This window comes from Peribacillus sp. FSL R5-0717 (assembly GCF_038002945.1).
In the GTDB taxonomy this organism is placed as follows: domain Bacteria; phylum Bacillota; class Bacilli; order Bacillales; family DSM-1321; genus Peribacillus; species Peribacillus frigoritolerans.
Genome location: NZ_JBBOOF010000001.1, coordinates 4531685 through 4557283 on the forward strand (window position 1 = coordinate 4531685; position 25599 = coordinate 4557283).

Genomic DNA, 25599 nt, shown 5'->3' on the forward strand with positions numbered 1-25599 from the left:
CGTAAAGCATATATGAAAAATAAATATTTCCACTATTACAAAGACTTAAGACACCTGAGCAAGCAGGATATATATTTCTGACAAGCAACACCAGAGCATTTCTTCCGCCTGTGTTTGTATTGCCTCCTTATACAATTTAGTTGAAGTTGCCAAAGAAGAGTCATTATCGGCAAAAACTTCATAGTACTTAAAGCATAGCATTATCCTGTCAATGACTATTAACGTTCAGGGTTAGGCGCAATGTACGCCATATTTTATTTAATTATTGTGTGCAACTTCCTACCGAGTCCCTAACACGGGAGGGAAACACCATCAACTTTGTGTGTAATGCCCTCCCAGAGGTCAAACCAACTCACGTAAGTAGTGTCAAGGAAGGTGTGTTGCCTGTATACACCATTCCATCCGCATTTGAACCAGACCATATCGTACTGAAAATCCCTCGTGTGGATAACACCACCATCCCGATTCTTGAAAATCAACGCCTGTCGGAGACCATCAGAATGGAATCCGTGAGAAGTGATGTAGTAATCAAGATACACCCGGACTTCATACCTGCCACTCGGGTTTTGATACTTCGTTGCAGTCACTCTCACGTCTTTTAATGTTGCAACCGGGTCAGGCCTGTTGCTATTATACAGATAGCCTTGAAAGGTCATGGACTTTGCATTCACCAGTATGTGATGATTGGCAAACATAGGCATACCCAAGATGCTGGAAATTTCAGGCGTAATCTCCACTTCCTTAATGATAGGTTTGGCTAAATCGGTCATCTCAAGAGTAACGGGATAGAACAATCGGTTTGCTTCGACCTCTGCTTGGTATTCCTTAGGATTACTTTCCATTGTTTTTCCTCCTTTTGTGTCACGTCTGCGATTCTGTACGAATAAAAACAGACAATGTTAGGGTCACCTGTTAAAAGACTAAGTATTATTCCAAATTTTGGTTTATCGAGTAGCACCCCTGTGACTATGCCTATTTTATGACTGAGAAAATGTCCTTACTTTCTTGTCGTTATTAAATTTGTGACGTTGCTCTAGAGGTAATCAAGTTTGCTGGATTTGAAAGTAATTATATTAGAGAAATAGGACATGATGAGGCTGATGAAATTTTAACCGAATTAGCAGAAAAAAAGATGAATCAGGAATTATTTTCTATGACTGATGATTATTCAAAGAAACAAATATTGGAAGAATGTAGAAGCGAATTAGAAGCAGAAATATAATACCGCTGTAAGATGAAACGTCCCTAAAAGAACACTTTGTCACTCCATATAATATTTAGGAGAGAAGGCGATGCGCTAGAAAGTTTATCGGCCAGTAGGAATACTGTTACATGGAAACCATAACAAGTCCAAAACAAGAACACTAAGACAGCCGTGCAGTATACTTGCACGGCTGTCTTAGTGGCTTTATAGATGATGCGATGCTTCAATAGAGAATGCCCGCTTTTCTTATTCAACAAACGGGCCATTATATTGAATAAGAGATTGAATAAAACTCCACTTTTTTATGCAATCATCAGGCCTTTTTCAGAAGCCGAAAACATTGATTTATCAACGATGTAAGAATCATACATAAACGATAAAAAACGATCAAAAGCCAATCCTTTATGTACCAAGGTATTGGCTTTTTAGCAACTTCTTTAAATGTATAATCACCCGACTAGCAATTAAAAAAGGCTCAAAGGGCCCTAGCATTCAAATAGCACTTCAAAATGCAGGATTCTCTCCAGGGGCCATTGATTCAGATTTTGGCTTGAAAACAGACCAGGCTGTAAGGTATTAAATAGACCATCATCTAAAGGTGGATGGAATAGTCGGAAAAGAAACATGGGCATTGTTACAGAAATATTCCACACCGACTCAAGGAGGACCTGTTACCCTCACTCCTCAAGTGCGAGAGCATACAGTTCAAAAAGGTGACAGCTGTTAATTATTAAAGTAAATGAGAAAGTGAGGATGAAAATAGAAGACTGAATATTTAAAATACGAACTCAACGCTTGAATAAATTTTAAAAGTCTTAGCACACTACAAAAAAAGGAGGAGTTATTTACATGAAACACGTTAAGGCTTTTGCGGTAAAATTTGTATCAAATCTTATCCTTTTGTCCATCATTCTCGGTTTATTTTTTGACATGGCATTTAGAAACATCTTTCTAATAACACTTGTTCTGTGTGCTGCAGCGTATTTCATTGGTGATTTACTGATTTTACCTAGAACAAACAATACTGTGGCAACAATTACTGATTTTGGCTTGGCATTTGTCGTCATCTGGTTGATGAGTGAGAACCTAACATACGGGGATGATGAGCTGATTATGTCGCTCATCGCTGCTATTGGTGTTGCATTATTTGAATACATGTTCCATCGTTACTTGTCCAACAACATTCTACCTGACAAATCGACAAGACAACGGCCAGCAAACACACTACAATACCAAACAGAAGCATCAAAAGAACTGACACCAGTCCTTTCAGACGTAATGACAGATATTACAAACGAAATAATTAGTGATGAGGACCTTATCAAGCAAGGGAAGCTGGAAAATACCGGTAACTGGCTATCTGAGGCAGACCCTGAAGAGCAACCTGAGCAAACCCCGGAATATCAAGGAGGTGATGAAAATACAAACAAAGAAGAAGAAGAAATAAAGGACGTTATCGAGCAAGGCTTGCTAGAAAATACAGGTAATAGACTATCTGAGGCAGACCCTGAAGAGCAACCTGAGCAAACCCCGGAATATCAAGGAAACGATGAAAATACAAACAAAGAAGATGAAGAAATAAAGGACGTAATCAAGCAAGGGTAGATGGAAAATACAGGTAATTAGTTATCTGAGGCAGACCCTGAAGAACAATCTGAGCAAAGAGCAAACCCTGAAATATCTAGGAGGCGAGGACTAATGGCATGTAAAATTTCGGCGCTCGGCGCGGTTATAACAGCAGAAATTGGCCAAACCGAAACACCGGTAGACAAGACAAAATACGGAAAGTGGTACGGGCAAGACGGTCAATATTGGTGTGATATGTTTCAAGCATGGTGTGCAAATCAAGTAGGGGCTACGGATATATGCGGTAAGTTTGCTTACACCCCGTACCATTCTGAGTTTTTTAAGAAGAAAGGCGCGTGGTATAGAACCCCGAAGAAAGGTGATTATGCATTCTTTCATAACGGCGAGCGCATTTGCCATATCGGATGGGTAGAGAAAGTAATTGATAGTAACACTGTGCAAACTATCGAGGGTAACACAGGAAGTAGTTCGAACGCTAATGGTGGACAAGTACTACGTCGCAAGCGTTCCATTAGCGGAACTCCAACGTGGAAGATTGTTGGCTTTGGACGCCCTGCATATTTGGATGAGGCTGCGGGAGGACCTGTTAACACCAATCCACAAATGCAAAAGTATACGGTTCAACCAAATGACAGCCTCTGGAAGATAGCAGAAACATATCAGGTAAATTTTGATGACTTAATAAAAGCAAATCCAGATATTCACGACCCAAACATACTTCCAGTTGGAAAAGTAATCAATTTACCAAATGCAAGAAGGCCTTTAAATGTCCCTCCCCAGGTGCATACGCATACGGTTCAACAAGGAGAGGACTTCTGGAAGATAGCAAAAACATATCAGGTAAATTTTGATGACTTAATAAAAGCAAATCCAGATATTCACGACCCAAACATACTTCAAGTTGGGCAAGTGATCAATCTACCAAATGCAAGAGGGCCTTTAAATGTCCCTCCCCAAGTGCATACGCATACGGTTCAACAAGGAGAGGACTTCTGGAAGATAGCAGAAAAATATCAAGTAAATTTTGAAGACTTAATAAAAGCAAATCCAGATATTCACAATCCAAACAATCTTCGAGTTGGAGAAGTGATTAATCTACCAAATGCTGCGGGAGGACCTGATAACACCAATCCACAAATGCAAAAGTATACGGTTCAACCAGGTGACAGTCTCTGGAAGATAGCAGAAATATATCAAGTAAATTTGGATGAGGTTAGAAAGGCAAATCCAGATATTCACGACCCAAACAATCTTCAAGTTGGAAAAATTATCAAAATACCCAATACCAGAGTGGGAGGCGGACCATCACCAGGCGGTGATAACTTTAAAAAAGTCTGGGAATTTTTTAAAGACTTAGGATTTTCAGATGAAGCTACTGCTGGTATTATGGGTAACTTACAACAGGAATCTGAAATGAACCCACGTGCAATACAACGTAATAGACGAACAAATAAGCCCGATTGGGATTGGCCTGGACGAGGACTTGCTCAGTGGGAGACTAAATATGCTAAAAGGTCAACTAGACATTCAGGACGTTGGGACACACTAGTGAAGTGGGCTCACTCACATGATTGGGATGAATGGGACTTATACACCCAACTTAAATTCATTTGGTGGGAGTTAACTGAAGACGATTATATTAAAAAACAAGTGAAAAACTATGTAGGTAATTTGGATAATTTCAAGAAAATTAAAAATATTGACAATGCAGTACTTAAGTGGGAGAGAATGTATGAAATAGCAGGTAATCCAGTTTTAGGTGACCGCAAAAAATATGCTGATGCCATTTACAAGCGATTTGCAAGAGTAAGGGTATGAGGGATAAGCAGCTGTTGTAGCTTCTGTCTTAAATTGGGATAAAACTCCAGGGTTTCCGAAAACGGTTCGAAATGTGATATATCAACCAGGTCAATGTTCTTTTGTCACTATGATAATATGAAAAATAATTTAAATTTTTAATTCTGTCTCAAAATTTAAGAATACTCGTTACAATGAGATTCAATAAAAAAACCTCTAAGGGAAAGAACTTAGAGGTTTTTTCTGAATACGACTGGTCCTGGACAATCGTATTCAGTGGTCAAAATAAGGAGTATCTATATTATATAATGAACAAGTGTGAAAGTTCTGTGAAATGACACGTGTAAGATATGTACTTTTTTTGAAAACTTTTATTCCGTCTCACTACAACAAGATTACTTTTCATTTTGAGACAGTGAATTTTATATTTTTACAACTTCCTATAATTTATCTTATGCAAACTTGATGAATTTCAAACTATGTGTGTGAAGTCTTACTCCCCTTTTCATCTTCAATATAAGAAAGTTACATCTACTACACTTGGTCCTTTACGGCCTTGATTCCATCCGCCTTCAAATTGATGAGCGAATAAAAGGACCTACTGGCGTTCAACTGCACATTTTATTGATATTAAAAAAAGAGCAAAACCCATTAAGAGTCTGCTCTTGTAATAATTATAAATGTCCTCGTTACCAGCTGGATGATAAGATTCTGGATTTATATGATCCCTTAATGTTGTTGGATTATTTCTGAAAGTGATAAAAGTAAAAGCGGGAAACCCTGAATTATCAATGTTTTTCCCGCTTTTTATCATTTTATATTTGAGTTACATATAATCATAAACAGAGTCATCAAAATAGAGCCAGTGATAATATTCAATCTGTGAATCTGTCATCCTGGAAATTTCTTTCTCATTGAATTTTTGTTGCTCAATTAATTTCTGCAATTTGGAATTTCTTTCTACTTGGCTCATTTTAAATCCTCCTTATAGTATGAGAAGTAACGAAGTATTTAAAAATTGAAAACGCTTTCTTTTTTTCTTATTTTTATTATATATCTCAATGTGAGATTAAACAAATATCAAATATAGATGAATTTTCAGGAAATAATATAGAAATGTTATTTATCTATCTACTTTGAAGCAGTTAAAGAGGCAAGGTCGAATTGCCAAAGCCTGATTTTTGTTAAGGATTAGGGATTTGATTCAATAAGTTGGACACAAAAAAGTGGGAATTATGCTGCTTTTAGAGTTTGACCAGCGAAAGCTTAGAGAGTCAGCGCAATTCAACCACACACTCTCTCAAGGTGAAAAAAGGAAAAGTAATGATTGCAAGGGCCCTCATGTCTTCACTGCGATTATTAATCTTAGATGAGCCTTGCAATGGACTGGATATTTACTCTAAAGAAGAGCTGTTAACATCTATTGAAGATATGACTGCTGCACCGAACGGCACAACCATTTTATATGTTACACATCATATTGAAGAAATTGTACCATCTATAACCCATGCTACGTTAATCAATTCGGGGAGCGTTATGGGTAAGGGAGAAAAAAGGGACGTTTTAATGCACAGCTAGATAATCTTTTATGTCCTGCATAGACGGAGGAGAGACTGCCACTACATCCTTTTTTCCACCCTTGCGTAATACATGTATTTGTTTTCCCTCGAAATCCAAGTCTCGTAGTCTTAAGTTTGATAACTCATTCACCCGGATGCTGCTTCCTATGAAGAGGGATAAGATCGCAAAATCACATTCCATTTTTTCAGATGGTTAGTTCAACAGAAATAAGGTTGCCGCAGGGAGTGGTAGGGAACAAAGTGATTGAACGTTTGTGGAATCCGAATGTGAGGTATAAAAATAGTTTTGCGTCACAAACTAAGTGAGTTAAAAAATTTATAGAGTGTAATCCAACGGTTGGCGCGATGCCAAAAGGAACACAGAGAAAGGAGAACTAATCATGATTAATAAAAAAGAGCCTATCACCGCACCCGAATTTGATCAAAATCAGCCACAGGGACAGCAAAAATTGGGTACAAGAATTTCCTGGAGCCCGGATATTTGTCTGGGAATTACAATAAAACCTGCAAATCTAAGCTGTACTGGAGATGCGACTCCTATTAATCAAAAACTTTTCAGTAGTGAATGCGGAGAAGTTAATGTATGTTACTCCGACTTCATTTTTGACATTTGGTACTATGTTGATATAAGTGAAACTCCTCGTCCCAATCCGTTTATCAAACCTAAACTAGCCCTTGATTTATTGTTTACAGATATAGACGGAGTTGTAAAATTTGAAAAACATGGATATGATCCGAATCCTAGCTATCAGGGCGCTGGCTATCCACTAAAGCCGAATTTCGGAACACGTTTTAGAATAATCTCAGACAAGGAAGGAAGGTTAGAGGTTAATCTAAAGCTACATGACAGTGACACCGGTAAAATTGTTCGTTATACCGATTCTATACTTTGTACAAGAAATTGTTCTTGATTAATTATGACACCGTATAGGCGGGCCCAAGGGTGCTTCTTCATCCAACCATATAGATTTCGCAATAATCACCTTCTAGAAGCAACTTTTTAGTTGGTCACATAAATAAAGGAAAGTTTCTTTAGATTTTTCGTAGTTATGTGGAGAATAAATCCTATGATTTTGGTTCATTGCCAAATAGGATGACCTTTTTAAGAAACTTCATAAATATATGTAAGCATCAGTTTAAGTAACGCCACCTGCGGAGATAACAAGAGTTTATACTTAATGGTAATGCAGATATTGCATTTGTCATGTTGCCACAGTTGCAGGATTCAGATTTAACCGTCCATTCGTTATTGGACGAACCTATTGTCCTTGTTGGAAGCCCTGACTGTTCACTGAATATTTTAGATAAAAGCTACGAAAATCAAAAGATAAGCGAGTGTTTGATTGTGAACGAGAAAGGATGCAGTTATAGAACGATGTTTGAAGAGTATCTTGGAGAACGGGGAATCGTACCTTCCCTTCACTATGCTTTATTATTTACTAACTGCCGAAAATTGGTTTTAAAGGAGAGTAAATCCATGTCAAATAATAAAAACAAAGAAGTAAAAAACCTAGAAGATCCACCCAACCCACAAAGTATAGAAGAAATTCAATCTAGGGATAAACTTAGTGAACCGAACCTTCCTATTGAGTTAATAGTTATGCTTGCAGGGGAGTCGAAACCCCAGGTAGAAGTAGATTTGGTTAAAACAGAAGAAATTAATGATACGAAAGATACATTTCAATATGAGGTAAAACTTTCTATTCAGAATCCAGCACTTGGGGTCCATGCCTTTCCCCCGCCGATGCAGATTGAGAAATTTATACCTAAAAGAGAACTAATGGTAGGTCAGACCGATGCATACATTCCTGATCATCTTCCATTCCGTCCTGTACCATGTTCTTTGCCAAAGGAACTGCATGTTAGGACTGTTTTTCCCCCAGATGATAGGAAAGTCTTCCAAGATACTGCGTATCCTTGGAGTACCATTGGTCGAGTAGAAACACCTAATGGTAAAGGCACTGGTGTCATGGTAGGACCTCGGCATCTGTTGACTGCAGCACATATGATTAAATGGAAAAGTGACGGTACAACCGATTGGTTGACTTTCGCTCCAGCTCTCTACGATACAAGTAAACCATTCGGTGAGTCGTTCGCTACAAAAGTTTACGTTCCGGAAGTAATAGTGGATCCAAATGATGGGATGACCGATGATGAATACAAACACGACTATGTAGTTGTAGTTCTTAACACGCGAATAGGAGACAAAACTGGATGGATGAATCACAAGATTTATTCTAAAAGTTGGAACGACCAACCTAACTTTATCCATGTTGGGTATCCTTGGGATCTGGCTGGCAATTATAGGCCTACGTATCAAAAAGATATTGCTCTAAAAGGCTCGTTCTGGGATAGTGAAGATCATATTCGGATTTTTCATAAGGCTGACACATATAAAGGACAGTCAGGTGGTCCCTTTTTCGGTTATTGGGATTCAAAACCACATGTAGTGGCAGTTCAAAGTGCGGGATTATCTGATGAAAATGTGGCCAGTGGTGGCGCACATATGGTTAATCTAATCCAAAGAGCCCTTGTTGATTACCCATAAGAAACAGATAAACTTGAGGTGAACTAGAGTGACAAATAATGCTCAAAACTAATTTTGGATATTAAGAAGAGTTTTAAGGGAGATTTACATGAAAGAATAAATCAATTTTAATGAAGAAGATTTGCTCTTGAGGTGGGTGGGAATCAGAAACAGTCAATATTTTAAGCATACCTGAACCACCCGATAAATACGTTTATATAATCCGCGCATATTATAAAGAATGGTTTGTTCAAGAGTGTAAATCAAAACTTTGTAGGGGTCTCTACCAAAAATTGTTATAACAAGCAAATTAAAATTTATAAGAAATCAGGAAAGGTAAAAGAGTGGGTTGCAGGTTTTAATGGTTTATCTGAATACTGTGTAGATGGTATTGAAGTTACAGAAAACAAAAAGCATTGTATCTATACCAAAAAATATGAGAGTCCAATTATTCTTAAATCCCGGATTCAATTCAAATGAACATATGATAAGTGAAACAATATTAACAAGGTTATCAGAAACATAAGATTTTTATGAAGGTAAATGTGACTGTGGGAATCGAATTGGCGAGAACATCTTTAAAAGAAGTAAAAATTTTAGGGAACATATTAATTATGCGAAAAAAAAGCAACCTTCTTTTTGATTTGGTTGCTTTTTCTTCGCATAATTCTTTATCAAGTTGATGTTCAATTTAAAGTAATAGAAACGGAAACATGTGTTTACAGTTAGTATGTATCAACAACCACCTGCTCATCAAGATATTCTTTTACATGAAAAAAATTAAGCATAAATAGTAACAGTAACAACAAATTAAGTGTGTCAAGAGATAATGTATAATGAATGAAAAAATGGAAAATTTCCAAAAAGATATCTAATCAAATCAGGAAAGTATATAGATGGAGGTAACAAGCGACTAGGAAGTTCAAAGGACTTATTTCTTGCTCTCCGAGAGCCAATCGAGTGGATCTCTTTGCACGTGCCGAGGATGGGGAGCTATGGTGGAGGACTTTAGTTGATTCCATATGAAGTGAGTGGGAATCACTTGGAGGTGAATAATTTAAATAGAAATAGCCCTCCGTTATGATTGAATTTTCACTAGTAAGGAGAGTTTTTCATTTAAGAATAAATTATTACTCAGTGCTATAAAAAGTACGAGCCCTTAGTTTAAACTACGCCTGTAGAAGCGGACGTATATCTAATCATAATTTTATCCATAGCAATTCCTTTGAATAATTCTTTGTCTTACCGAGATAATACAAAGTAATAAATCAAAAGAGGTGATATAATGTTTGAGCATAATGAGTTAAATCCGAATGAATCGGAGGCTCGTTCAGGCTGTTGCCCGGTAAATTATCATTACCCCACCGAAATGCTGGGAGAAAAATTTAGATATGGGCTTGAAAAAGACATAACAGTTGAACGTAATGCTACATTTAGAAAATGGTTCTTCATCCCTAACCTTCGTAGAGGATTTATTCAAGTGTATTTGGAACCTGAAGATACTCCTTATATTAAGGTTTCAAATTTAAACTTATTCGAAATAGAATTACGCCGAGATAGGGATTGGGATGTTCCTCCTCACCTAAGGAATAGTTATTCTGTTGAAATGACGGAAATAGAGGAGTTTGAGTCAGGTGAAGTGATAGAGATTCCACTTGATTGTGGTTGTGGGTATGAAGTGCAAGGGGATATTGAAATATTCGTTCCCGATTCAGTGGCACCACATACATTAGATGTCAAAATGGTTATTGATACAGGGGCTGGTTCAAATCAGAAAGTTCCTCTCAAATTAGTGATTATTTAGGGTAATACGAAACAAAATGACCTGAAAACGACCATTCCTTATTAAATAACATATTTAAAAAATTAAAGGAGATGTAAGAGTCAAAAAGATGCTTGTGAATTCGTGTAAGTGAAAGTAACTAGACCATCAATATTCGTTTTCTCGGTTAAGGATGCTGGAGTAGATGACGATTGGGATGTACAGAGAGCTAATTGAATATGGAATTATCGTAAATGGAGTGGCACCAGGAATGGTAGAAACGCCCTTTTATGAGAAATTTGCTCCAAACGATAATTGGATAATTGTCTAGAGCGAATGGCTTCAACTGTACCTATTAAACGAGCTGCAACACCTAATGGGGAAGTTTAGCTGGATGCCACTGAAAAGAACAACTACGAGATGAGATGCAATATTAGCAATAATCTTTTTATTCATTGTTGCTGTTTCAACCCTTAATGGATAAAACACTATCCTCTGTATAAACGACATCTTTAACTTAAGTTCGTCTTTAATGATTGCTGTATAGGCGCTTAAAAAACGTTCTCCGTTACTACGCCAAACAATTATTTGCTGTAAAGGCTGCTTAACCTTCATGTTTTTGGCATTACGAATACTTCGACCTAGTTCCACTATTTTCAGGATAGTTTGCATATCGGTCTCTACCTCAGAATTGATCATTGAATCGTTAGATTTTGGATAGTCTTGTAAAAGAGTGTGGTTAACCAGGGCGTGGGCGTTAAGGGAATTGAGGGTAAAAAAACATGCAGAAGGGAAAGCCCCCTCATAGCACTGATATAAGTGGCAAATTTCATGCATTGATCGATATGTAGATCTTCTGACATTACATAAATCAGTGCTTCAATAAAAGAATCTCCTGGCTATAAGCATCTATTCCGACAGTTCAGCAGGAAGAATTCACTAATCGACTCATCTATTATAACCGATTCATCTTTTCATAGGGTAAGAACAATCATTCCGCCAGTTAGGTCGACTAGTTCTTTTATCAGCTTTCAGACTTCTGATTCTGCAATCTCTTCTAACAGGAGCTTTGTTTTTCAGCGTATTTGGATTTCATAATGATATATTCCACTATTTTTTCAGGTCTGTAAAACAATGCAAGAAGTGGATTCTAAAAAATCGGGTCGCTGGTTTCACAGTCAGAATCACTAGTACAGGGAGAGTGAAAAACCATTTAAATTACCCCTCTCCACAATTGTGGAATCAAGGTTATCTTCCTTGGGCCAAAAATAAATATAAAATAATAAACGAAACTTATAAAACATTTGAACTTTGTAAACTATCAACCAAATAATAAAAACAATCAGTATGAACTTTATAAGCGGTCATTTAAAGCTAGAATTGAAACTAATACGAAACGTGCTCGAACTATTCTATTTCAATTCTTTAACCAGCAGCCACATTCCAACTAATGACTCATCGTTTACTGGTTCCGCACTATGAAGTGTAATAGCCATGATATGTTGGAAAATGGGAGTAGTTTGTACTGCATATATGTTTTTCACGAGTGCTACTTGAGATCTATTATCAATACTGAATCCTGCACTAATAAGCACATGATTTTCTTCGCCAATCAAACGAATGTCCACGTATTCATTACCTTTTATCCGAACACCATAGTCCCAATCCCAATAATACCGTTTGAAACCCTCCCTAAGAAACACTGTTGATGCTGTTTGATGATCTAAATCTATACGTCTATTGGCATGTAGCCTGTTCATCGTATTTGGCACTTGTTGCGAGGGATTCCCTGCATTTGTATGTGGCCATCCATTATGCATATAAAAGTTATTCATTGGATCAACTCCTACAATATTTTTGCTTTAGTTTTTGATAATATCTTATCTTATTCCGGATACAGTATAAATGAAGATTGTCTTCAGTAAATTGGGCTAGCAATCATCATTTCAACTAGCTGTTAATTGATACATGAATTCATGAACCCGTCCCAACAAGATATTTAACTACAAATATCGGAATAATGGAAAAGGTGGTTCTGATACTACTATTGATGACCACATTCTGACCACGTACAAATAAAACGTACATTATTTCGTTTCATTTTTTTATAAACAGATAATTTAACCATGATATGCAATGATAAATTTGCCGAAGATTTTTTATATTTCATGACTAAGAGAGTTAAGTTTTAGTAGAACAAGGTAACGAATTACAAAATCTCTGTCAGTTACGGCAAGCAATATTATTTATCTAACTCATATAAATTTAATGATGGTTCATATTGGGAATCATATTTAGAACTGAATAAGGGTAGAGAACATTGGACGTTTATACTGGGGAGCAACAGAGGTAAAAGCACCTTTCTTCCGGACAATCGCGCAGTGCTTGTCGAGCCAATTGTGAGCGGGCATTCAGATGATACTTTGACATGTGTCATTTTAATAACCCTGATGAGTATGAAATTAACCGTTAATTGTATGGTTATGGGGGAGTCTAGATTGAAAAAATTTGAACATAGTAATCCGTTACGAGGAAATTCTAACCGGAACAACGCGAGCTACGCCATCCGGAATTTGAAGAGTTAATGTGTTCCCCGGCCAATTATCGAAAATCCGAACTACAAAATTAAAAGGGAAAGTGGCACTTATTACAGGTTGCGGGCTGGAGCGACTACAGCTATCGCTTTTGTAAAAAAGCTGCCGACGTAGCCATTGCTTAGATAAATATAAGGATGCAAACCTGACAAAATGAGGATCGCCAACTCGGAGAACTTTGTTTATTAATTCGGGCGACTTGCTTACAGGATAAAAGACAGTGTATCGCTAGTGTAGGGCAAACTGTACAAACATTTGGGCGCCTGGGTAATGGATGAGTCTTGGCTTATGAACCGTTAGCCTAAGCTGTAGTCTTTTCAAACATTAAAAAGCCGCTATTTAAGCGACTTTTTAATGTCTACTTACTTATAAGACGCTTTAAAGGAGACAGTGAACAGGGGCTATAGTTCGACCGGTAATTAAGAAATTTAATTACGTTACGGAAATCTTCTCGTTCCTGGTAATCAAGTTGGGTTCTACCATTAGTTCGTCAACACTAAATCCAATGATTTTTGCTGCCACCACCATTCCCTTTTGACTGATGTCCCATAAGCTAATTCTATAAAGTAAACAACCGAGGAACATGACATTCCACAATTGGATCTGAAGACGGGGCATAAATGACGGCTAAACTAGCAATATTCCATAAGTAAAGCCAAGAAAGTCAGGAACTCGGATTTCCATTTTTTTAATCTATCCTTTATATTTCATTATCCTTTGCATACAACATCCTTATCTAACAAGGGTTTGGATTAAAACAGGGTCATGGTCGCTTGCACGGCCGTGCTCTTCCATAAAACCTGAGTTAATGTGGAGAATATCTACCTGCGTATTTGCAGCCATGTTATTAGATACAAGAATATGGTCAAGCACCTGGGCATTTCCTTGAAAGTTAAACGTATATCGTTCTTCTGCAGGAACCTTCTCAATCATATTCGTTAATTCATAACCTTTTAATGCTTTTAAAGGTTTTGAGAATTCAAAATCATTAAAGTCGCCTAATAATACAATTCTTGCATTCGAATCCTTCGATTGAACATCCTTGACAAAGGCATTGACGATATTGGCAATTTTCATCCGCTTAACTTCAGTTTTTAATATAGGGGGCTGTACTTTACCAAATAACGGCAGGTCCTCCTGTTTAGAATTAAAATGGTTTCCAACCACAATAACGCTTTTTCCATTAAATTCGAACTGTGCTGCTAATGGTTTACGGCTTGAATGGAAGGCAGGATTTGTTGGGTCAATACGACCAGGATTTAAAGTCAGCTTTCCATTTTTAAATCCTACTGCTTGTGTCGCAGTGCCTTTAGTACCTTCCATCAATGATACACGGTCTGAATTATAAAGAAATCCCACCCGAATATTTCCTGGAGTAAGACCCCCTTCGGCTTTGTCTTCTGGTGCAATATCTGTATAAGTGTATCTAAGACCTCCCAAAGTTTTAATTTTAGCGATTAATAGCGCTGCACTCTTGCTAGCATCGGTTGTTCCACTGTCTATTGGACCATCATTATCCTGTACCTCTATCAGTCCGATGATGTCCGGTTGCTTCATATTATTAACAATCGCGGCCGCCAGTCTGGTCACTTTCACATCATCTGTTTGAGTCGAAAAGTTCTCTATATTATAAGACGCAATGGTTAATTTTTCAGAATTAGGTGTAATGGACGTTATTTCACGTTGATTTGAACCTTGTACGAGTGTAGGCAATTCTTTTTTGGGACTTAATACTTTATAGTTACTAAAGTTATAACTGACAACACCTTTGATAGGTCTTGCAAAGCGATCTCCCATTTTAGCTACAAAGCTTTCGTCATTAATATCAAGGATGAGTCTTTCTGGGTTATAGTCATTTTCAGATATACGCAAACCGCCAGCTGATGTATTTGTCTCCATTGTTCCAGGAATTACAACAAGATCACCGTGTGTCTGAGGGGCCACAATTTTTGCATTATCTACTTGGACAAGCATTCCCTCTAAGCTTTCATAGAAGTCAATGCCATCTTCCTCAGGATCAAATACTGAGAAGCTGTCATTGTCAATTACCTCTGTAGGCGGAATACGGTCTTTACCGAGGACAACTGGTGCAGGGAGCTTCTGATGATTTGCTGTAACATGAATGGCGGTTGCGCTAATTTCTGTCACAGGGAGATCGGTTTCCAGTTTATACTTATTTCCATCTAATATCCATTCCTTAACTTGGCCGCTAACTTTTACGATATCCCCAACTTTAACTCCATGAGGCTTTTTATACACTAAAATTCCTTCAGCTGTTTTATCATTATTGTCAGGCTTTAATTCCTGCATATAGAAGTTTTTACTATCTGCTATATGAGTAACAATCCCTTCAATATCTGCTACATTTTGTCCTTCATATAGGGAGTAATGACCTTCTCCCTGGATGTCATGAATACGGATGTCATCCTTTTGAATGATGTATTTAAGTGAAGCCTTTGCGGTCTCATTATTATTAGCAAGGGCATCTGCAATCGAAATAATTTCGGCCGCCTTAGAAACATTGGTATTAGATAATGTAAAAAGACTAAAGATTATTATAAGAGTGAGTAATAGCTTTGAATGTTTTTTTTGACCTTTTCCCATAATTTTTATCTCCCTATTTAATTTTTTGTAAATCCATGCTTTCTAGTAGAAAGGAACGTGTTTTTATGTTTTGTCACACACTGCTTTCTTATACGCCCTCCATTCACACTCTACCAAAGTCAGATCAAAAGGGCTTGTCTGGAACGAAATCTCGTGTTGCTCTGAGTTGGAGTATAGTATGTGACGGATACCATATTGGTTAGTTATAATTCATGCTTTCGTCTTCATAATCGCAAATTTAAAAGGGTGCCTGCGTAACCATAGTGAGTGGTTCATAAAACACTTTCTTTTTATAATGGTAATGGAATGCTTCATGATTAAAGTCTGTACGCCTACAATAATGCTTTGTGTAAACATATCCTCTATATGTAGTTATTTTCATAATGGGATGTACTGCTATAAAACACAATGAACCACCTAGTTAATCGAATGCCTTGGGTAGTTATTTATTTTATACGAATCATCTTGTTACGTTTTTTTCAAAGAGCCTTAGTTGTTTTAATCCTTTTTGGAATTATTATTTCTTTTAATCTTAAAAGTGGATTACTTTGTTACTAAAAAAATACGATAAGCAAGTCAACACTAATTATTTGAATAGAAGTCATTAGATGAGAAAAGCTGAAGGGAAATCAGCTTAATAATTAAAAATAATGTACATCGCTGGGTTAGGATGGATGGAGCTTTCGGAAAGTTTGTTTTTATTTTAATTAATGTCAAAGCCGGTAATAACTTCACCAAATTGTCCGGTTAAAAAAGCCCTAGGTGAAGGAAAAGGAGTCTTAGGCCGGAGTGAAAATGGCAGGGAAGTATGGGGTTGGAGCAATAATGGTGTGGCGGTTAAGGCTGAGAGCAATTATAACACTGCCCTTATCATCACCCCAGGTACGAATAGGTACCCGTAATCATTAAACAGAGAGGGACAGGAGACATCATCAACGGCAGAGATAACAGCAATGCTGAAGACTTCCGAGTCCTTAATAGTGGTGACGTCTTTGCAAGCGGGACTGGGCTCACCTGTGATAAGAACTAAAAGAAGAATTTTTCGATCGTCAACCCGCTTGAAATTCTTGAAAACTTAGCAAGCATGCCAACCCAGTCTTGAAACTACAAAGAGGACTTGCCAAGTGTGCGTCACATTGGCCTGAATGCTCAAGGTTTCCAGGCGGCATTCGGACTAAATGGAAAGATTCTAATGTCATTAGTATTCCGTTAATTTTTAGGTTGTAATTTGGAGAATTAATGTCGCTGCTCTAATTGGGGAGTGTCGGTCGAGATCCACTGGATATAAAAGAATACATTCGTTCTAAATTTTCCAAGTAAGCGCAGCAAGGAAAAGGCCGGAAAATTTCGTAATGAGGTACAAGCAATTAGTTTGATAGCAATTCAAAAGACACAAAATGAATTTTGCTTCGCATAATAAGTGACAAAATCTATTTTTAAAATTAAAAATAGTGGGTACAGGTTCGGAGAGAGGATTTTGCTACACCTGATCGCATATAACGGTTTAAGAGTGAACCAAAAAAATAGACACTTCAGTTTATCTCATGGATAAAGGGGAAAAACGATGGTTTTGGATTAATATAGTTATGATAATCTATTCAGGTCACGGGATGGCATTACTGAATTACCAGATAATATTGACCTAATTCCTTTTCGCTTGGGGATAGGTGGAACAGGCCTTTTTAGAACAGAATGGACTGATGTAAAATATTATGGCTTGATATTGAGAAAGATCAAAATGAAATAATAAGAGTAGTGTCACGGTGGATAACAACTCCTCAAGCAGCGGATAGGTATCATTTTCATTTTAATTGGGAATCCCTTTCGGGTCTCTACGGATTGTTAGGAGGGCCATGGATGTGGGGAACCCCAATTATCTAATCTACGAGATCTGGTTGAGATTTTTCGGATACCCACTGTGACAGCTCTCTTTGTTGTTGTGTAGTGGAACTTTGAACGGGAGGCCGTTTTTCAATACGATTAAAACCCTGCCGGGTTTACCAAAATCGACCTAAGTAATCGTAAACAGAAGGGGATATTCTCGATTATAATCATTATTTCTAATAACCAGCTTGTCGTCCGTCACTTCGGTAGGAGCTTGAGTGGCGGGCGCACCGAATTCAATAATTCCCCCTACCATAAAATCACAAGCAGAGTCACCAGGGATCTCTAGCGCTTGACCTGCCCCAACCCTGTTTACTTCTTCAAAATAATATTCATAGCCTCCTTCAGGGTAGTCAGGGGGCGAATCTGGATCCGGGGTTACCGGCTTTAGGTGTCTTTCCCACAAGACTAATTCTTGGACGTGGATAAAGGAACTATCTCCTCAATGTATGCCATTATATATCCCGGCATAGGAAAATTAATCTGAAAATAATCCCAGACAGTTTCACCCGGTCTAGCTGTGACGCGCTTCTTAAGATTTAACCTTGGGTCTTCCCAAAGGTCTTTGAAAAACGAGCAGCTGTGTACTTCGCGTATGGAAGTCTCAGATTCACTTGACTCCATTTCATATTGATCAGACATAAAAACACCTCCTTTAAATATTTTAATAATGCCCTAAAAGATTAATTTAGATCTATGTATGAGCAGACCATTTTTTAGCAAATGCATAACATCTTGCTTTCATCAGCATTGAATTATTCCACTAGTCTGCCAAATGGCGACAGTTTGTAACATGGAACATTGATCGTAATATGTCAGCTTCAAAATTTTACTCAACGCCTGTAATTGTTTTTCGTTATTTTTTCGCCGGTGGAATTGAATGTTTGTTTAGTTTCAGGAAAACAAAAGAACAATTCAGGAAGTACCTGAATTGTTTCGTACTGAATTACAAGCAATTAGTTTATAGCAAAAGACACAAAATGAATTCCATTTTGTTAATACATTATGTATTAACCATTGACATGCCTATTTTGTTAATTTGTTTACTTCTTTCTTAGCTGAAAAAAATGGTCTTGATCTTTTTATAAAGTAACTATACTTTAGATTTTTACCTATTCTGGAATATATTTTTTATTTTTGAAATAAATTTAATATAGATCATTACGGGGCCTAGAACTTCTTTACATACACTATAATCTTTGGAAATTATCTATATCCAAAGAAGCGCTTATAGCAGTCCATGAAATAAATTTGAAATGGATGAAAGACACGTACAAATTGTAAAGATGCAGAGGAGAAGCTAGAAGTAAAAAAAATTAAACATGAGAAAAAAGTGTTCGTTGAAGAATCTTTCAAGGGGGATAAAGCCCATGGCGATGTTTTCGTTTGACACAGTTGCCGCACGCACGTTCGGGGGGGCTTGTTTGGTACTCGATAAGAACAGTAATCCTCATATTGCTTATGCTGGTGATCGTGGCCATCTGATGCTGACCACTAGGGACGTTAACGGTGGATGGATCTACGAGTTAGTGCCAGGAAAAGGACTCGTCGGTGGCCAAGACTCCCGGGTCTGCCTGCAAATCGACTCCGAGGGTAATCCGCACATAGCCTTTTATGATTATGACAGCGACCGTCTTATTTATAGGTTTAAACGTAACTACCTATGGGAAGAAACGCCTATCCCGACGAGCCGTTTTGGAGACCCACGTGGTGTCTCAGGCTTTGATTTTAGACTTCACTCGGGACGTATTAACCCCGAGCTTCGCGACACTCCATACTTCACTTTTCACGATTTGACGACGAACTCACTGGGCTTCACAAGAAAAGTCGCAGGGCAATTTAAGCGAATTTTGTTAATACCGGAAGACAACGTTTGGAACATCGGTAAGCACCCCTCAATGGTGTTTGAAGGTGATTATGAAACATTGTTAATTGCGTATATCGAGGAACTCGAGGATTATACGGCAAATCCGCCTCATACAAGAGTTCGCGTAACGAGAATTGACGACCCCTCTAAAGGCATTGTTGGCTTTACGTCGCTCCTTGAAAGTGGTCGATTCAAAATTGCGGGACCTACTTCCATAACAGGAGCCACTGAATGGTGTGTAGCCTATGACGACCAAACTAATCGCAAGCTGAAGGCATCAGTTTTCGACCTTAGTTTAACAGAGATTCACAATGAGATTGTAACGGACACTGTTTTTCCGGTTGTTCCTTCGGTGGCAAGGGATCCTATGATTAGGGGAGGTTATCGCATCGCTTTTAGCGACGCGACGAAAACAAGCTTAAATTAGCCTCGCGTGGCCGGTTCGGCGAATGGATCGTAGAGGTTGTGGATCCTGAAGGCGGTGACCTGCCATCCTTGGCTTATGATAATTTCAGCAATGCGCACATCGTATATACGGTAGGGAATACGAATACGCTGAAGTACGCCAAGGGGACGGGCGTTCGATTTATCTGATACATCCTAATTGCGTAGAAAGTGTCCAGAAGTGAATCTTGAGGAGTATTCATGACACAGTTTTACGTTTGAAACGGATTGACGGCCAGGTACCGTAGTTCTTATTTTAGCTGCATGACAAGTGTTAAAGTTCAAGCTGCCATACTTGGTGGCTTTTTGAAGGTGTAGGTTTGGATTTATCCATAGAGCACATTGAGATTAAGGGACAATGATGAGGAGCAGAAAATTATAAATAAATTCAAATAGCCGATAGGACGGTTTGGGGTCATGGAGGGGGTTTTCTTAAATCAGCCACCCCAAGGACTACCTTTGAGATTAGTGTCATCACAGGGAGAAAAGCCACCGAAACTTCAACTATATACACCTATGGTAATTTAAAGGATGAATTGAGCTACAATTAATGCAAAATGTAGTCCAACTCCAGTACCATTTAGGATTAATATTATTTAAAAAGATTTATAAGAGTTATATTTTGGTGGAACAAATCGACAGCAACTAAATTAAACCATAACATAAAATTTATTTAAATTGCATACCAATCGACAAGGCACCACCCTTCCTCTCGAGGTTTTACCTAACAAATCAAATAATCATTAACAAAAGATTAATTTTTTCTTTACCATGTTCAGTCTCTATAATTAACTTGGCACTTACTGAAGTTTGTGGTGTCGCCGTAGCGGGCGCAATGAATTTAATATATCCATGCACTTCGAAATCACACTCACAGTTACCTGGGATCTCTAGTACTTCACCAGCCCCAACCCGGGCTTTCTCATCCAAAACTAATTCATCTACATGGGGCCCATCTGGATCTGTTGAGGGACTCCAAACTTTTTTGTACAAGATTAATTTTTCGAGGATTATACATGAGTCATCTCCCTCAATGTGTGCAAGTATATATCCAGGAGAAGGGTAATTAATATAGAAAACATCCCCACCAGTTTCACCCGTTCTAGCTGTGACCTGTTCTTTAAGCCCGTACCTTGAGTATTCGCAACAGCCTTCTACTCTACGTGAGGAAACCTCCGATTTACTCAACTCTATCTCATATTGATCAGACAAAAAATACCCCCTTAAATTCGATTTCTTATATTATGCTTTTAAGGTAATCGATACTCCATGCATACGAGCGACTCTCGGCAAGTTTTTATGCCATCTTGCTTTCAATCAGATTTGAAATGTCCACTTTTATTTCTAGGGATTTACTGGAAGTTTCAACGTCACGGTAGCACTTCCTCCCTGGGCGACCATAGACCATTGTGGGATGGTATTATCACCCAGAGTTCTATGTTCTTCAGGTTGATCCTAGTAATGGAACCACGAACTGAAAAATTCACACGACCTGCAGAGGTCCCTTGTTGATCCTTAATGATCGCTGTCCTTGGAGAAATAGTAAATTAACTTATTCTCTTTATATTGTCCCGTCTAGACCACTTTATTTAGCTATAGTTATGGAAATTTCTGCTTACTTTCGCACAAACGTAAAAGATATTTTCTCAGCGGTACCTACTTACTTGTAAAAGAGTTTTGCTCACGGAGTAATTCATCCAGCAATGTTAACTTAACTCGATTAAGATTCCCCTGAACTGAAAGGTAGAGCCAGGCAGACTAGTGTAAAAAATGTATATTTTATTAATAACGTGAAATACTTGAAATACTTTAGAAAGTTGGGAGTAGCGTATATCCAAAGAATTTAGACTAATCGGTGTTTGCGAAAATCGTAGATACCTTCCCATGTTTATAAGGAGGACATTATGAAAATAGACATCATAGAAAGCAATCCTAGAAGATATAGGTCGATGGAGGAGTTTGGCAGGCGCGCCTTCGACAGGTCACACTCCTACTTCTTTTGCCTCAGTAGTGGAATGTGCTACGAGGAAAGTGTGGTAAACAAGAACGTGGGCTTTAGTAGAATTGAGGAGAAGCGCGTGCAGACCGGAAAGCCGCTTAAGAGCAGGACCCTATACAGAGCGGGGAGTTATGAGCATGCCTAGGAGGTTCAAAGGACTGATTGCCTGCTCTCCTAGTACCGATCGTGTAGACCTATTTTCGCGTGCCGAGGACGGTGAGCTATGGCACAAGACCTTAGCCGGTGTCACTTGGACTGCGTGGAAATCGCTCGGAGGGCAGGGTACTGTTGCGCCGGCGGTGACAGTCTCGGGGGACGGACGGATGGAGCTCTTTGCCATCAAGTCGAAGCCAGCTGGATCGGAGTGGGAACTCATGCACAGGCGCTACAACGGGACACAATGGTCAGGCTGGGTATCGTACGGGCGCCTTCGAACAGAAGTGCTTCCCGAGGACGTAGCACTCGCAGTCGCAACAACTGGTAACGATCAATTTGAAGTGATCTTTTCGGATCAACGTAAATACCTGTGGCACACTCGTTTGGGCGGTCAGCCGATTGCGGTAATCCAACAACCCGCCAAGATTGGCGGCCTATTTGCTTGCATGCAGATCGAGGCAGTCTCGGTGGATCCTGGTGTAGTAGATCTCTTCGTAAGGAACGCGGGTTTCAATAAGGCATTGAAGTGTAAACGCTTTAATGGTGGTTGGCAGGCGACACAGGATATCAATCATCCGGATTCCTTCCTCCATAGAGATCTCTTCGGATTGGCTGCCACATCTAAGCATCTATTTGTGGTGGGTAAGGACACCCACCTATGGAACCGTAAGCTCATAGACACGGAGCCAACGTGGGCGCCACTTGGGGGGCAACTTGGAGATCATCTAACCGCTGTCTCTCGCGGCTCGAAAGTCGATGTATTCGCGATTTGGAATGGCGTCGCGTTGTTACACCGGTGCTTTGATGGTGTACAGTCCAAGTGGTCCAATTGGAACGTCGTTGATATTTGGCCGGGCCCGATCCAGAGTTACAGCGTTCTGCGTCCGAAAGATCTCGTCAAGCTCGATGTTCACGGTGTAGGTCTTAAGGAGCGGGTGCGAGCTGATGGTATGGTAGAGCTCGTACCCGAGCAGGCAGACGCTCGGGTAATTGTGGAATTTCCACCTCAGCATATGGGAGAGGTGGTGGAGCCCAACACCATAGATGCTCGACTCGCCGGACCCTCTCGTCTCGCGTTCTCAGTCAACCAGTCGCAGTCGGTTCTGCTCTCGGTTTCGGGAATGCTTAACGCGCTAAAACAGCTGACCCTGCTGAAGACAGATCCGGCAAATCCACCAACGATGCCAGATTCGAATAAAACGGCTATTGAGCTTCCCTGGCGACTCATCATCTCTCCTCAGGAGAAGTCTAACTGCTCACATCGTGAACTCCCGGGAACCAGTCCGCAGGGAGTAACAGAGTTGTGGCATTTGCGTCTCTCGGGCCCAAGGGCCAGTGGTCGACTTTACGTACGACCTCTTGTTGCTCTGCCGGGTAATAACCTAGCAACCCCACTGAGTGCAAACCAGTTAAATGACATCGCTCGATTGGGGGGGGACCCAGCTAAGCAACCAGTCGCGGTTGATCGGCTCATCCTTAGCGCGTTGGGAGGATGGCTTTCGGCGACAGGCAACTGGCCTGAAATGGACTGGAGCCACGAGACGGCGATGGGACGAGACTACTTTGTTCGGGTGCTTACACGCGGTGCGCTGTTCCCTTTCGGGCACCAGGCGGTCTATGTGGAAGTTTCTGAACGGGGCTTCAAAGCTGGTGTGGCAGCATTGCGCAAGTTTAAATTTCTTATCATCACAGAGGCCGAGCGTGAATTCGGGATTGGCTACGGCGGCAAGCACGAACGCGAGTTTCCATTTCAGCACATAACAATCGAGCCAAGGGTGGTGCAGCTTGATGAATCCACCTCCGGAAATCTTTTCTGGCCGAAGAGGCGTGGCGGAGCTCCGGTCGAATTTTCAGTACGTGCACAGGCAGGACAGGAAGCTGTGAATCTGACCATGCCGCTTTTGTTCGTCAGTAAATTATACTCTGGGAACATTCAAACCATTAATGATGAGTATAACAGGGGGCCGTCCCGCCAGTTAGTGATACCGCCGCTTGTTGGACGAAGAATCCCGCTTGCCATGAAATCTCTGACTGAGCCTGTGGAAGGTGCAATACAAGAAGTGCACTCAATGACATTCGGTGGTACCGCATTTTCCAACGATACAGGCTTTTATCCGAAGGTGAAACAGCTCAAAGTTTCGTTACCGGCGATCCGTCAGCTGCTAGGCGAAAAGGATCCTATACCTGTTACGTTTTCCAACACTCTTGTCAACGCACTGCCAGGTCGAGAGCCGGACGTGCTACTTGACCTGATAGGCTCGAAGCTATTGTCTTTTGCGTCCGCAGGAGAGCTTACGGGTGCACTTGCTGCACCGGATTTCAATGTGAACCAAATCTCACGAACCAAAGGCCCGATTCTGGGTACAATGAACCCGAGCCCAAACGATCTGTTCGGCCCAGAAGCAAAGTTGCTTGGTGTCGTCAAGCTCCGTGACATCTTCTCGAGCATCACCACCCCGCCTACAGTGATATGGAAGGAAGTTGCCGGAGCCACTACGCCGACAGCGACTTTTAAGTGGAAGGAGAAACTTAAAAATAAGGTGATTGGCCCCTTTAAACCGGAAATCGGCTCGTATATCGACCTCCAGGCTGTTTCGGAGATTGTCGACGGAAAGCCAAAGATAACCACAACGGGGGTTTTGACAAACTTTACTTTGAATCTGATGGACGTTGTAAAGCTAGAATTCAATGAACTTCAATTCACTGCTCTTCCTGGTCAACTTCCTAGCATTAAGTTCAATATCAAGGAGGCTAAACTCCAAGGAATGCTCAAGTTTGTCCAGATGCTGCAGAGCCTACTGCCAAAAGTCGGACCTGGTGGACCTCACATCGATGTATCTCCCCAGGAAATCAAGGCTACGTATAAGGTAAGCGTTCCCACGCTGCCTTTGGGACCTGTTTTAACCCTACAGAACTTGGTCCTTGATACAGGCATTACACTGTCACTCAGTAATAAACCCTTCAGCGTAGATTTTGCGTTCGGTAAGAAGGAGCGCCCGTTCCTCGCGACAGTTTCGATGTTCGGCGGCGGGGGGTATTTGGAGCTGGGGGTCAGCGCTGACAAAGGCCTGGAACGCTTAGTCGGAGGACTCGAGTTCGGCGCGAGCGTTGCGATGAACTTTCTGGTCGCGAAGGGCGAGGTTCACGTGTTGGGCGGTATTGTCTTCACTGTGAAGAATAATTCTGTTGAGATCGCCGGCTACTTACGGATTGGCGGCAGTGTTGAAGTGCTGGGATTGGTGAGACTTTCTGTAGAGTTAACTGTCAGCCTCAACTACACAAAGTCTGAAAATGCACTGATCGGCTCTGCAAAATTGGTAGCAACAGTTGACCTTACATTCTGGTCGACCTCCGTTGAGTTGGAGTGTCATCACCGCATCGACGGCGCGTCGTTGCCGTTTGCTGCTGAGAAAGGCAGTGTAGACGCCATTGATCCGCACTCCTCATCAGTAGAGGCCGCTTTCGGACCACAGGGGGAGTCTCGTCCGTGGGAGACCTACTGTCGGGCATTTGCTTGGGAGCCTGCTGAAACGAGTTCAAGAAAATGAAAGTCAATAACAAATAGCTTAGGCTATAGTAAGTGTTAATGAAGAA

The 25599-nt window shown here is 40.0% G+C and carries 18 protein-coding genes and 2 pseudogenes; 11 read left to right on the forward strand and 9 right to left on the reverse strand.

Annotated features, from left to right (window positions below; genetic code table 11):
• Positions 1-290: 290 nt before the first annotated feature.
• Positions 291-842, reverse strand: a complete 552-nt coding sequence (locus NYE65_RS21830; RefSeq protein WP_340861662.1) for a hypothetical protein — start codon at positions 840-842, stop codon at positions 291-293.
• A 1211-nt stretch (positions 843-2053) separates the two neighbouring features.
• On the opposite strand from NYE65_RS21830, the gene NYE65_RS21835 reads away from it, so the two are divergent.
• Positions 2054-2809 carry a YndM family protein gene (locus tag NYE65_RS21835; RefSeq protein WP_340861663.1) on the forward strand — a complete coding sequence of 252 codons (756 nt, stop codon included), beginning with the start codon at positions 2054-2056 and terminating at the stop codon, positions 2807-2809.
• Positions 2810-2902: 93 nt separating this feature from the next.
• Positions 2903-4609, forward strand: a complete 1707-nt coding sequence (locus NYE65_RS21840) for a phage tail tip lysozyme (protein ID WP_340861664.1) — start codon at positions 2903-2905, stop codon at positions 4607-4609.
• Positions 4610-5114: 505 nt separating this feature from the next.
• Here the strand turns inward: NYE65_RS21840 and NYE65_RS27330 are convergent.
• Both NYE65_RS27330 and NYE65_RS21845 read right to left on the reverse strand, forming a co-directional pair.
• Positions 5115-5180 (reverse strand): annotated as a pseudogene (locus tag NYE65_RS27330) (hypothetical protein); the annotation flags it as partial.
• Between the two features lie 234 nt (positions 5181-5414).
• Positions 5415-5561, reverse strand: a complete 147-nt coding sequence (locus NYE65_RS21845) for a BH0509 family protein (protein ID WP_192204266.1) — start codon at positions 5559-5561, stop codon at positions 5415-5417.
• A 350-nt stretch (positions 5562-5911) separates the two neighbouring features.
• Here NYE65_RS21845 and NYE65_RS21850 point away from each other — a divergent pair, with 350 nt between their 5' ends.
• Positions 5912-6166: a hypothetical protein gene (locus NYE65_RS21850; protein WP_340861665.1), complete on the forward strand. Its 255-nt coding sequence runs from the start codon at positions 5912-5914 to the stop codon at positions 6164-6166.
• On the opposite strand, the gene NYE65_RS21855 is transcribed toward NYE65_RS21850, so the two are convergent.
• Positions 6152-6349, reverse strand: a complete 198-nt coding sequence (locus NYE65_RS21855; protein WP_340861666.1) for a tyrosine-type recombinase/integrase — start codon at positions 6347-6349, stop codon at positions 6152-6154. The genes NYE65_RS21850 and NYE65_RS21855 overlap by 15 nt on opposite strands.
• A gap of 199 nt (positions 6350-6548) precedes the next feature.
• Between NYE65_RS21855 and NYE65_RS21860 the strand changes: the two genes are divergently transcribed.
• From NYE65_RS21860 to NYE65_RS21880, 5 genes and pseudogenes are all read left to right on the forward strand, one after another.
• Positions 6549-7079, forward strand: coding sequence for a hypothetical protein (locus NYE65_RS21860; protein ID WP_340861667.1), 531 nt, complete (start codon positions 6549-6551; stop codon positions 7077-7079).
• 293 nt (positions 7080-7372) lie between these two features.
• Positions 7373-7525, forward strand: a pseudogene (locus NYE65_RS21865) (LysR family transcriptional regulator); the annotation flags it as partial.
• A gap of 120 nt (positions 7526-7645) precedes the next feature.
• A complete protein-coding gene (locus NYE65_RS21870; protein WP_340862192.1) occupies positions 7646-8716 on the forward strand; it encodes a trypsin-like serine peptidase in 1071 nt (356 codons plus the stop codon).
• A gap of 1264 nt (positions 8717-9980) precedes the next feature.
• Positions 9981-10499 (forward strand): hypothetical protein, encoded by a 519-nt coding sequence (locus tag NYE65_RS21875; protein ID WP_340861668.1) that lies wholly within the window; start codon positions 9981-9983, stop codon positions 10497-10499.
• Between the two features lie 163 nt (positions 10500-10662).
• Positions 10663-10788 carry a hypothetical protein gene (locus NYE65_RS21880; RefSeq protein WP_340861669.1) on the forward strand — a complete coding sequence of 42 codons (126 nt, stop codon included), beginning with the start codon at positions 10663-10665 and terminating at the stop codon, positions 10786-10788.
• Between the two features lie 1081 nt (positions 10789-11869).
• On the opposite strand, the gene NYE65_RS21885 is transcribed toward NYE65_RS21880, so the two are convergent.
• From NYE65_RS21885 to NYE65_RS21900, 4 genes are all read right to left on the reverse strand, one after another.
• Positions 11870-12292: a hypothetical protein gene (locus tag NYE65_RS21885; protein ID WP_340861670.1), complete on the reverse strand. Its 423-nt coding sequence runs from the start codon at positions 12290-12292 to the stop codon at positions 11870-11872.
• Between the two features lie 1491 nt (positions 12293-13783).
• The gene (locus NYE65_RS21890; protein ID WP_340861671.1) at positions 13784-15655 is read right to left on the reverse strand and encodes an endonuclease/exonuclease/phosphatase family protein; all 1872 of its coding nucleotides are present in this window, start codon (positions 15653-15655) and stop codon (positions 13784-13786) included.
• A 2011-nt stretch (positions 15656-17666) separates the two neighbouring features.
• Positions 17667-17945: a hypothetical protein gene (locus tag NYE65_RS21895; protein ID WP_340861672.1), complete on the reverse strand. Its 279-nt coding sequence runs from the start codon at positions 17943-17945 to the stop codon at positions 17667-17669.
• 2 nt (positions 17946-17947) lie between these two features.
• Positions 17948-18181, reverse strand: a complete 234-nt coding sequence (locus tag NYE65_RS21900; RefSeq protein WP_340861673.1) for a hypothetical protein — start codon at positions 18179-18181, stop codon at positions 17948-17950.
• A gap of 728 nt (positions 18182-18909) precedes the next feature.
• Here NYE65_RS21900 and NYE65_RS21905 point away from each other — a divergent pair.
• Complete coding sequence (locus NYE65_RS21905) at positions 18910-19833, forward strand: hypothetical protein (protein WP_340861674.1); 924 nt, start codon at positions 18910-18912, stop codon at positions 19831-19833.
• A gap of 749 nt (positions 19834-20582) precedes the next feature.
• Here NYE65_RS21905 and NYE65_RS21910 read toward each other — a convergent pair.
• Positions 20583-21062, reverse strand: coding sequence for a hypothetical protein (locus NYE65_RS21910; RefSeq protein WP_340861675.1), 480 nt, complete (start codon positions 21060-21062; stop codon positions 20583-20585).
• A 692-nt stretch (positions 21063-21754) separates the two neighbouring features.
• On the opposite strand from NYE65_RS21910, the gene NYE65_RS21915 reads away from it, so the two are divergent.
• Together NYE65_RS21915 and NYE65_RS21920 are read left to right on the forward strand one after the other, a co-directional pair.
• Entirely contained in the window at positions 21755-21994 is a 240-nt protein-coding gene (locus NYE65_RS21915; RefSeq protein ID WP_340861676.1) for a hypothetical protein, read from the forward strand.
• Positions 21995-22172: 178 nt separating this feature from the next.
• Positions 22173-25553, forward strand: coding sequence for a hypothetical protein (locus NYE65_RS21920; RefSeq protein ID WP_340861677.1), 3381 nt, complete (start codon positions 22173-22175; stop codon positions 25551-25553).
• Positions 25554-25599: the final 46 nt, after the last annotated feature.

Coding starts and splice junctions, on each gene's coding strand:
- NYE65_RS21870 (WP_340862192.1), top strand. CDS start 7,646: ATGTCAAATAATAAAAACAAAGAAGTAAAAAACCTAGAAGATCCACCC.
- NYE65_RS21860 (WP_340861667.1), top strand. CDS start 6,549: ATGATTAATAAAAAAGAGCCTATCACCGCACCCGAATTTGATCAAAAT.
- NYE65_RS21850 (WP_340861665.1), top strand. CDS start 5,912: ATGATTGCAAGGGCCCTCATGTCTTCACTGCGATTATTAATCTTAGAT.
- NYE65_RS21900 (WP_340861673.1), bottom strand. CDS start 18,181: ATGTCTGATCAATATGAAATGGAGTCAAGTGAATCTGAGACTTCCATA.
- NYE65_RS21855 (WP_340861666.1), bottom strand. CDS start 6,349: ATGGAATGTGATTTTGCGATCTTATCCCTCTTCATAGGAAGCAGCATC.
- NYE65_RS21915 (WP_340861676.1), top strand. CDS start 21,755: ATGAAAATAGACATCATAGAAAGCAATCCTAGAAGATATAGGTCGATG.
- NYE65_RS21885 (WP_340861670.1), bottom strand. CDS start 12,292: ATGAATAACTTTTATATGCATAATGGATGGCCACATACAAATGCAGGG.
- NYE65_RS21890 (WP_340861671.1), bottom strand. CDS start 15,655: ATGGGAAAAGGTCAAAAAAAACATTCAAAGCTATTACTCACTCTTATA.
- NYE65_RS21830 (WP_340861662.1), bottom strand. CDS start 842: ATGGAAAGTAATCCTAAGGAATACCAAGCAGAGGTCGAAGCAAACCGA.
- NYE65_RS21920 (WP_340861677.1), top strand. CDS start 22,173: ATGGAGCTCTTTGCCATCAAGTCGAAGCCAGCTGGATCGGAGTGGGAA.
- NYE65_RS21880 (WP_340861669.1), top strand. CDS start 10,663: ATGACGATTGGGATGTACAGAGAGCTAATTGAATATGGAATTATCGTA.
- NYE65_RS21905 (WP_340861674.1), top strand. CDS start 18,910: ATGGCGATGTTTTCGTTTGACACAGTTGCCGCACGCACGTTCGGGGGG.
- NYE65_RS21840 (WP_340861664.1), top strand. CDS start 2,903: ATGGCATGTAAAATTTCGGCGCTCGGCGCGGTTATAACAGCAGAAATT.
- NYE65_RS21835 (WP_340861663.1), top strand. CDS start 2,054: ATGAAACACGTTAAGGCTTTTGCGGTAAAATTTGTATCAAATCTTATC.
- NYE65_RS21875 (WP_340861668.1), top strand. CDS start 9,981: ATGTTTGAGCATAATGAGTTAAATCCGAATGAATCGGAGGCTCGTTCA.
- NYE65_RS21845 (WP_192204266.1), bottom strand. CDS start 5,561: ATGAGCCAAGTAGAAAGAAATTCCAAATTGCAGAAATTAATTGAGCAA.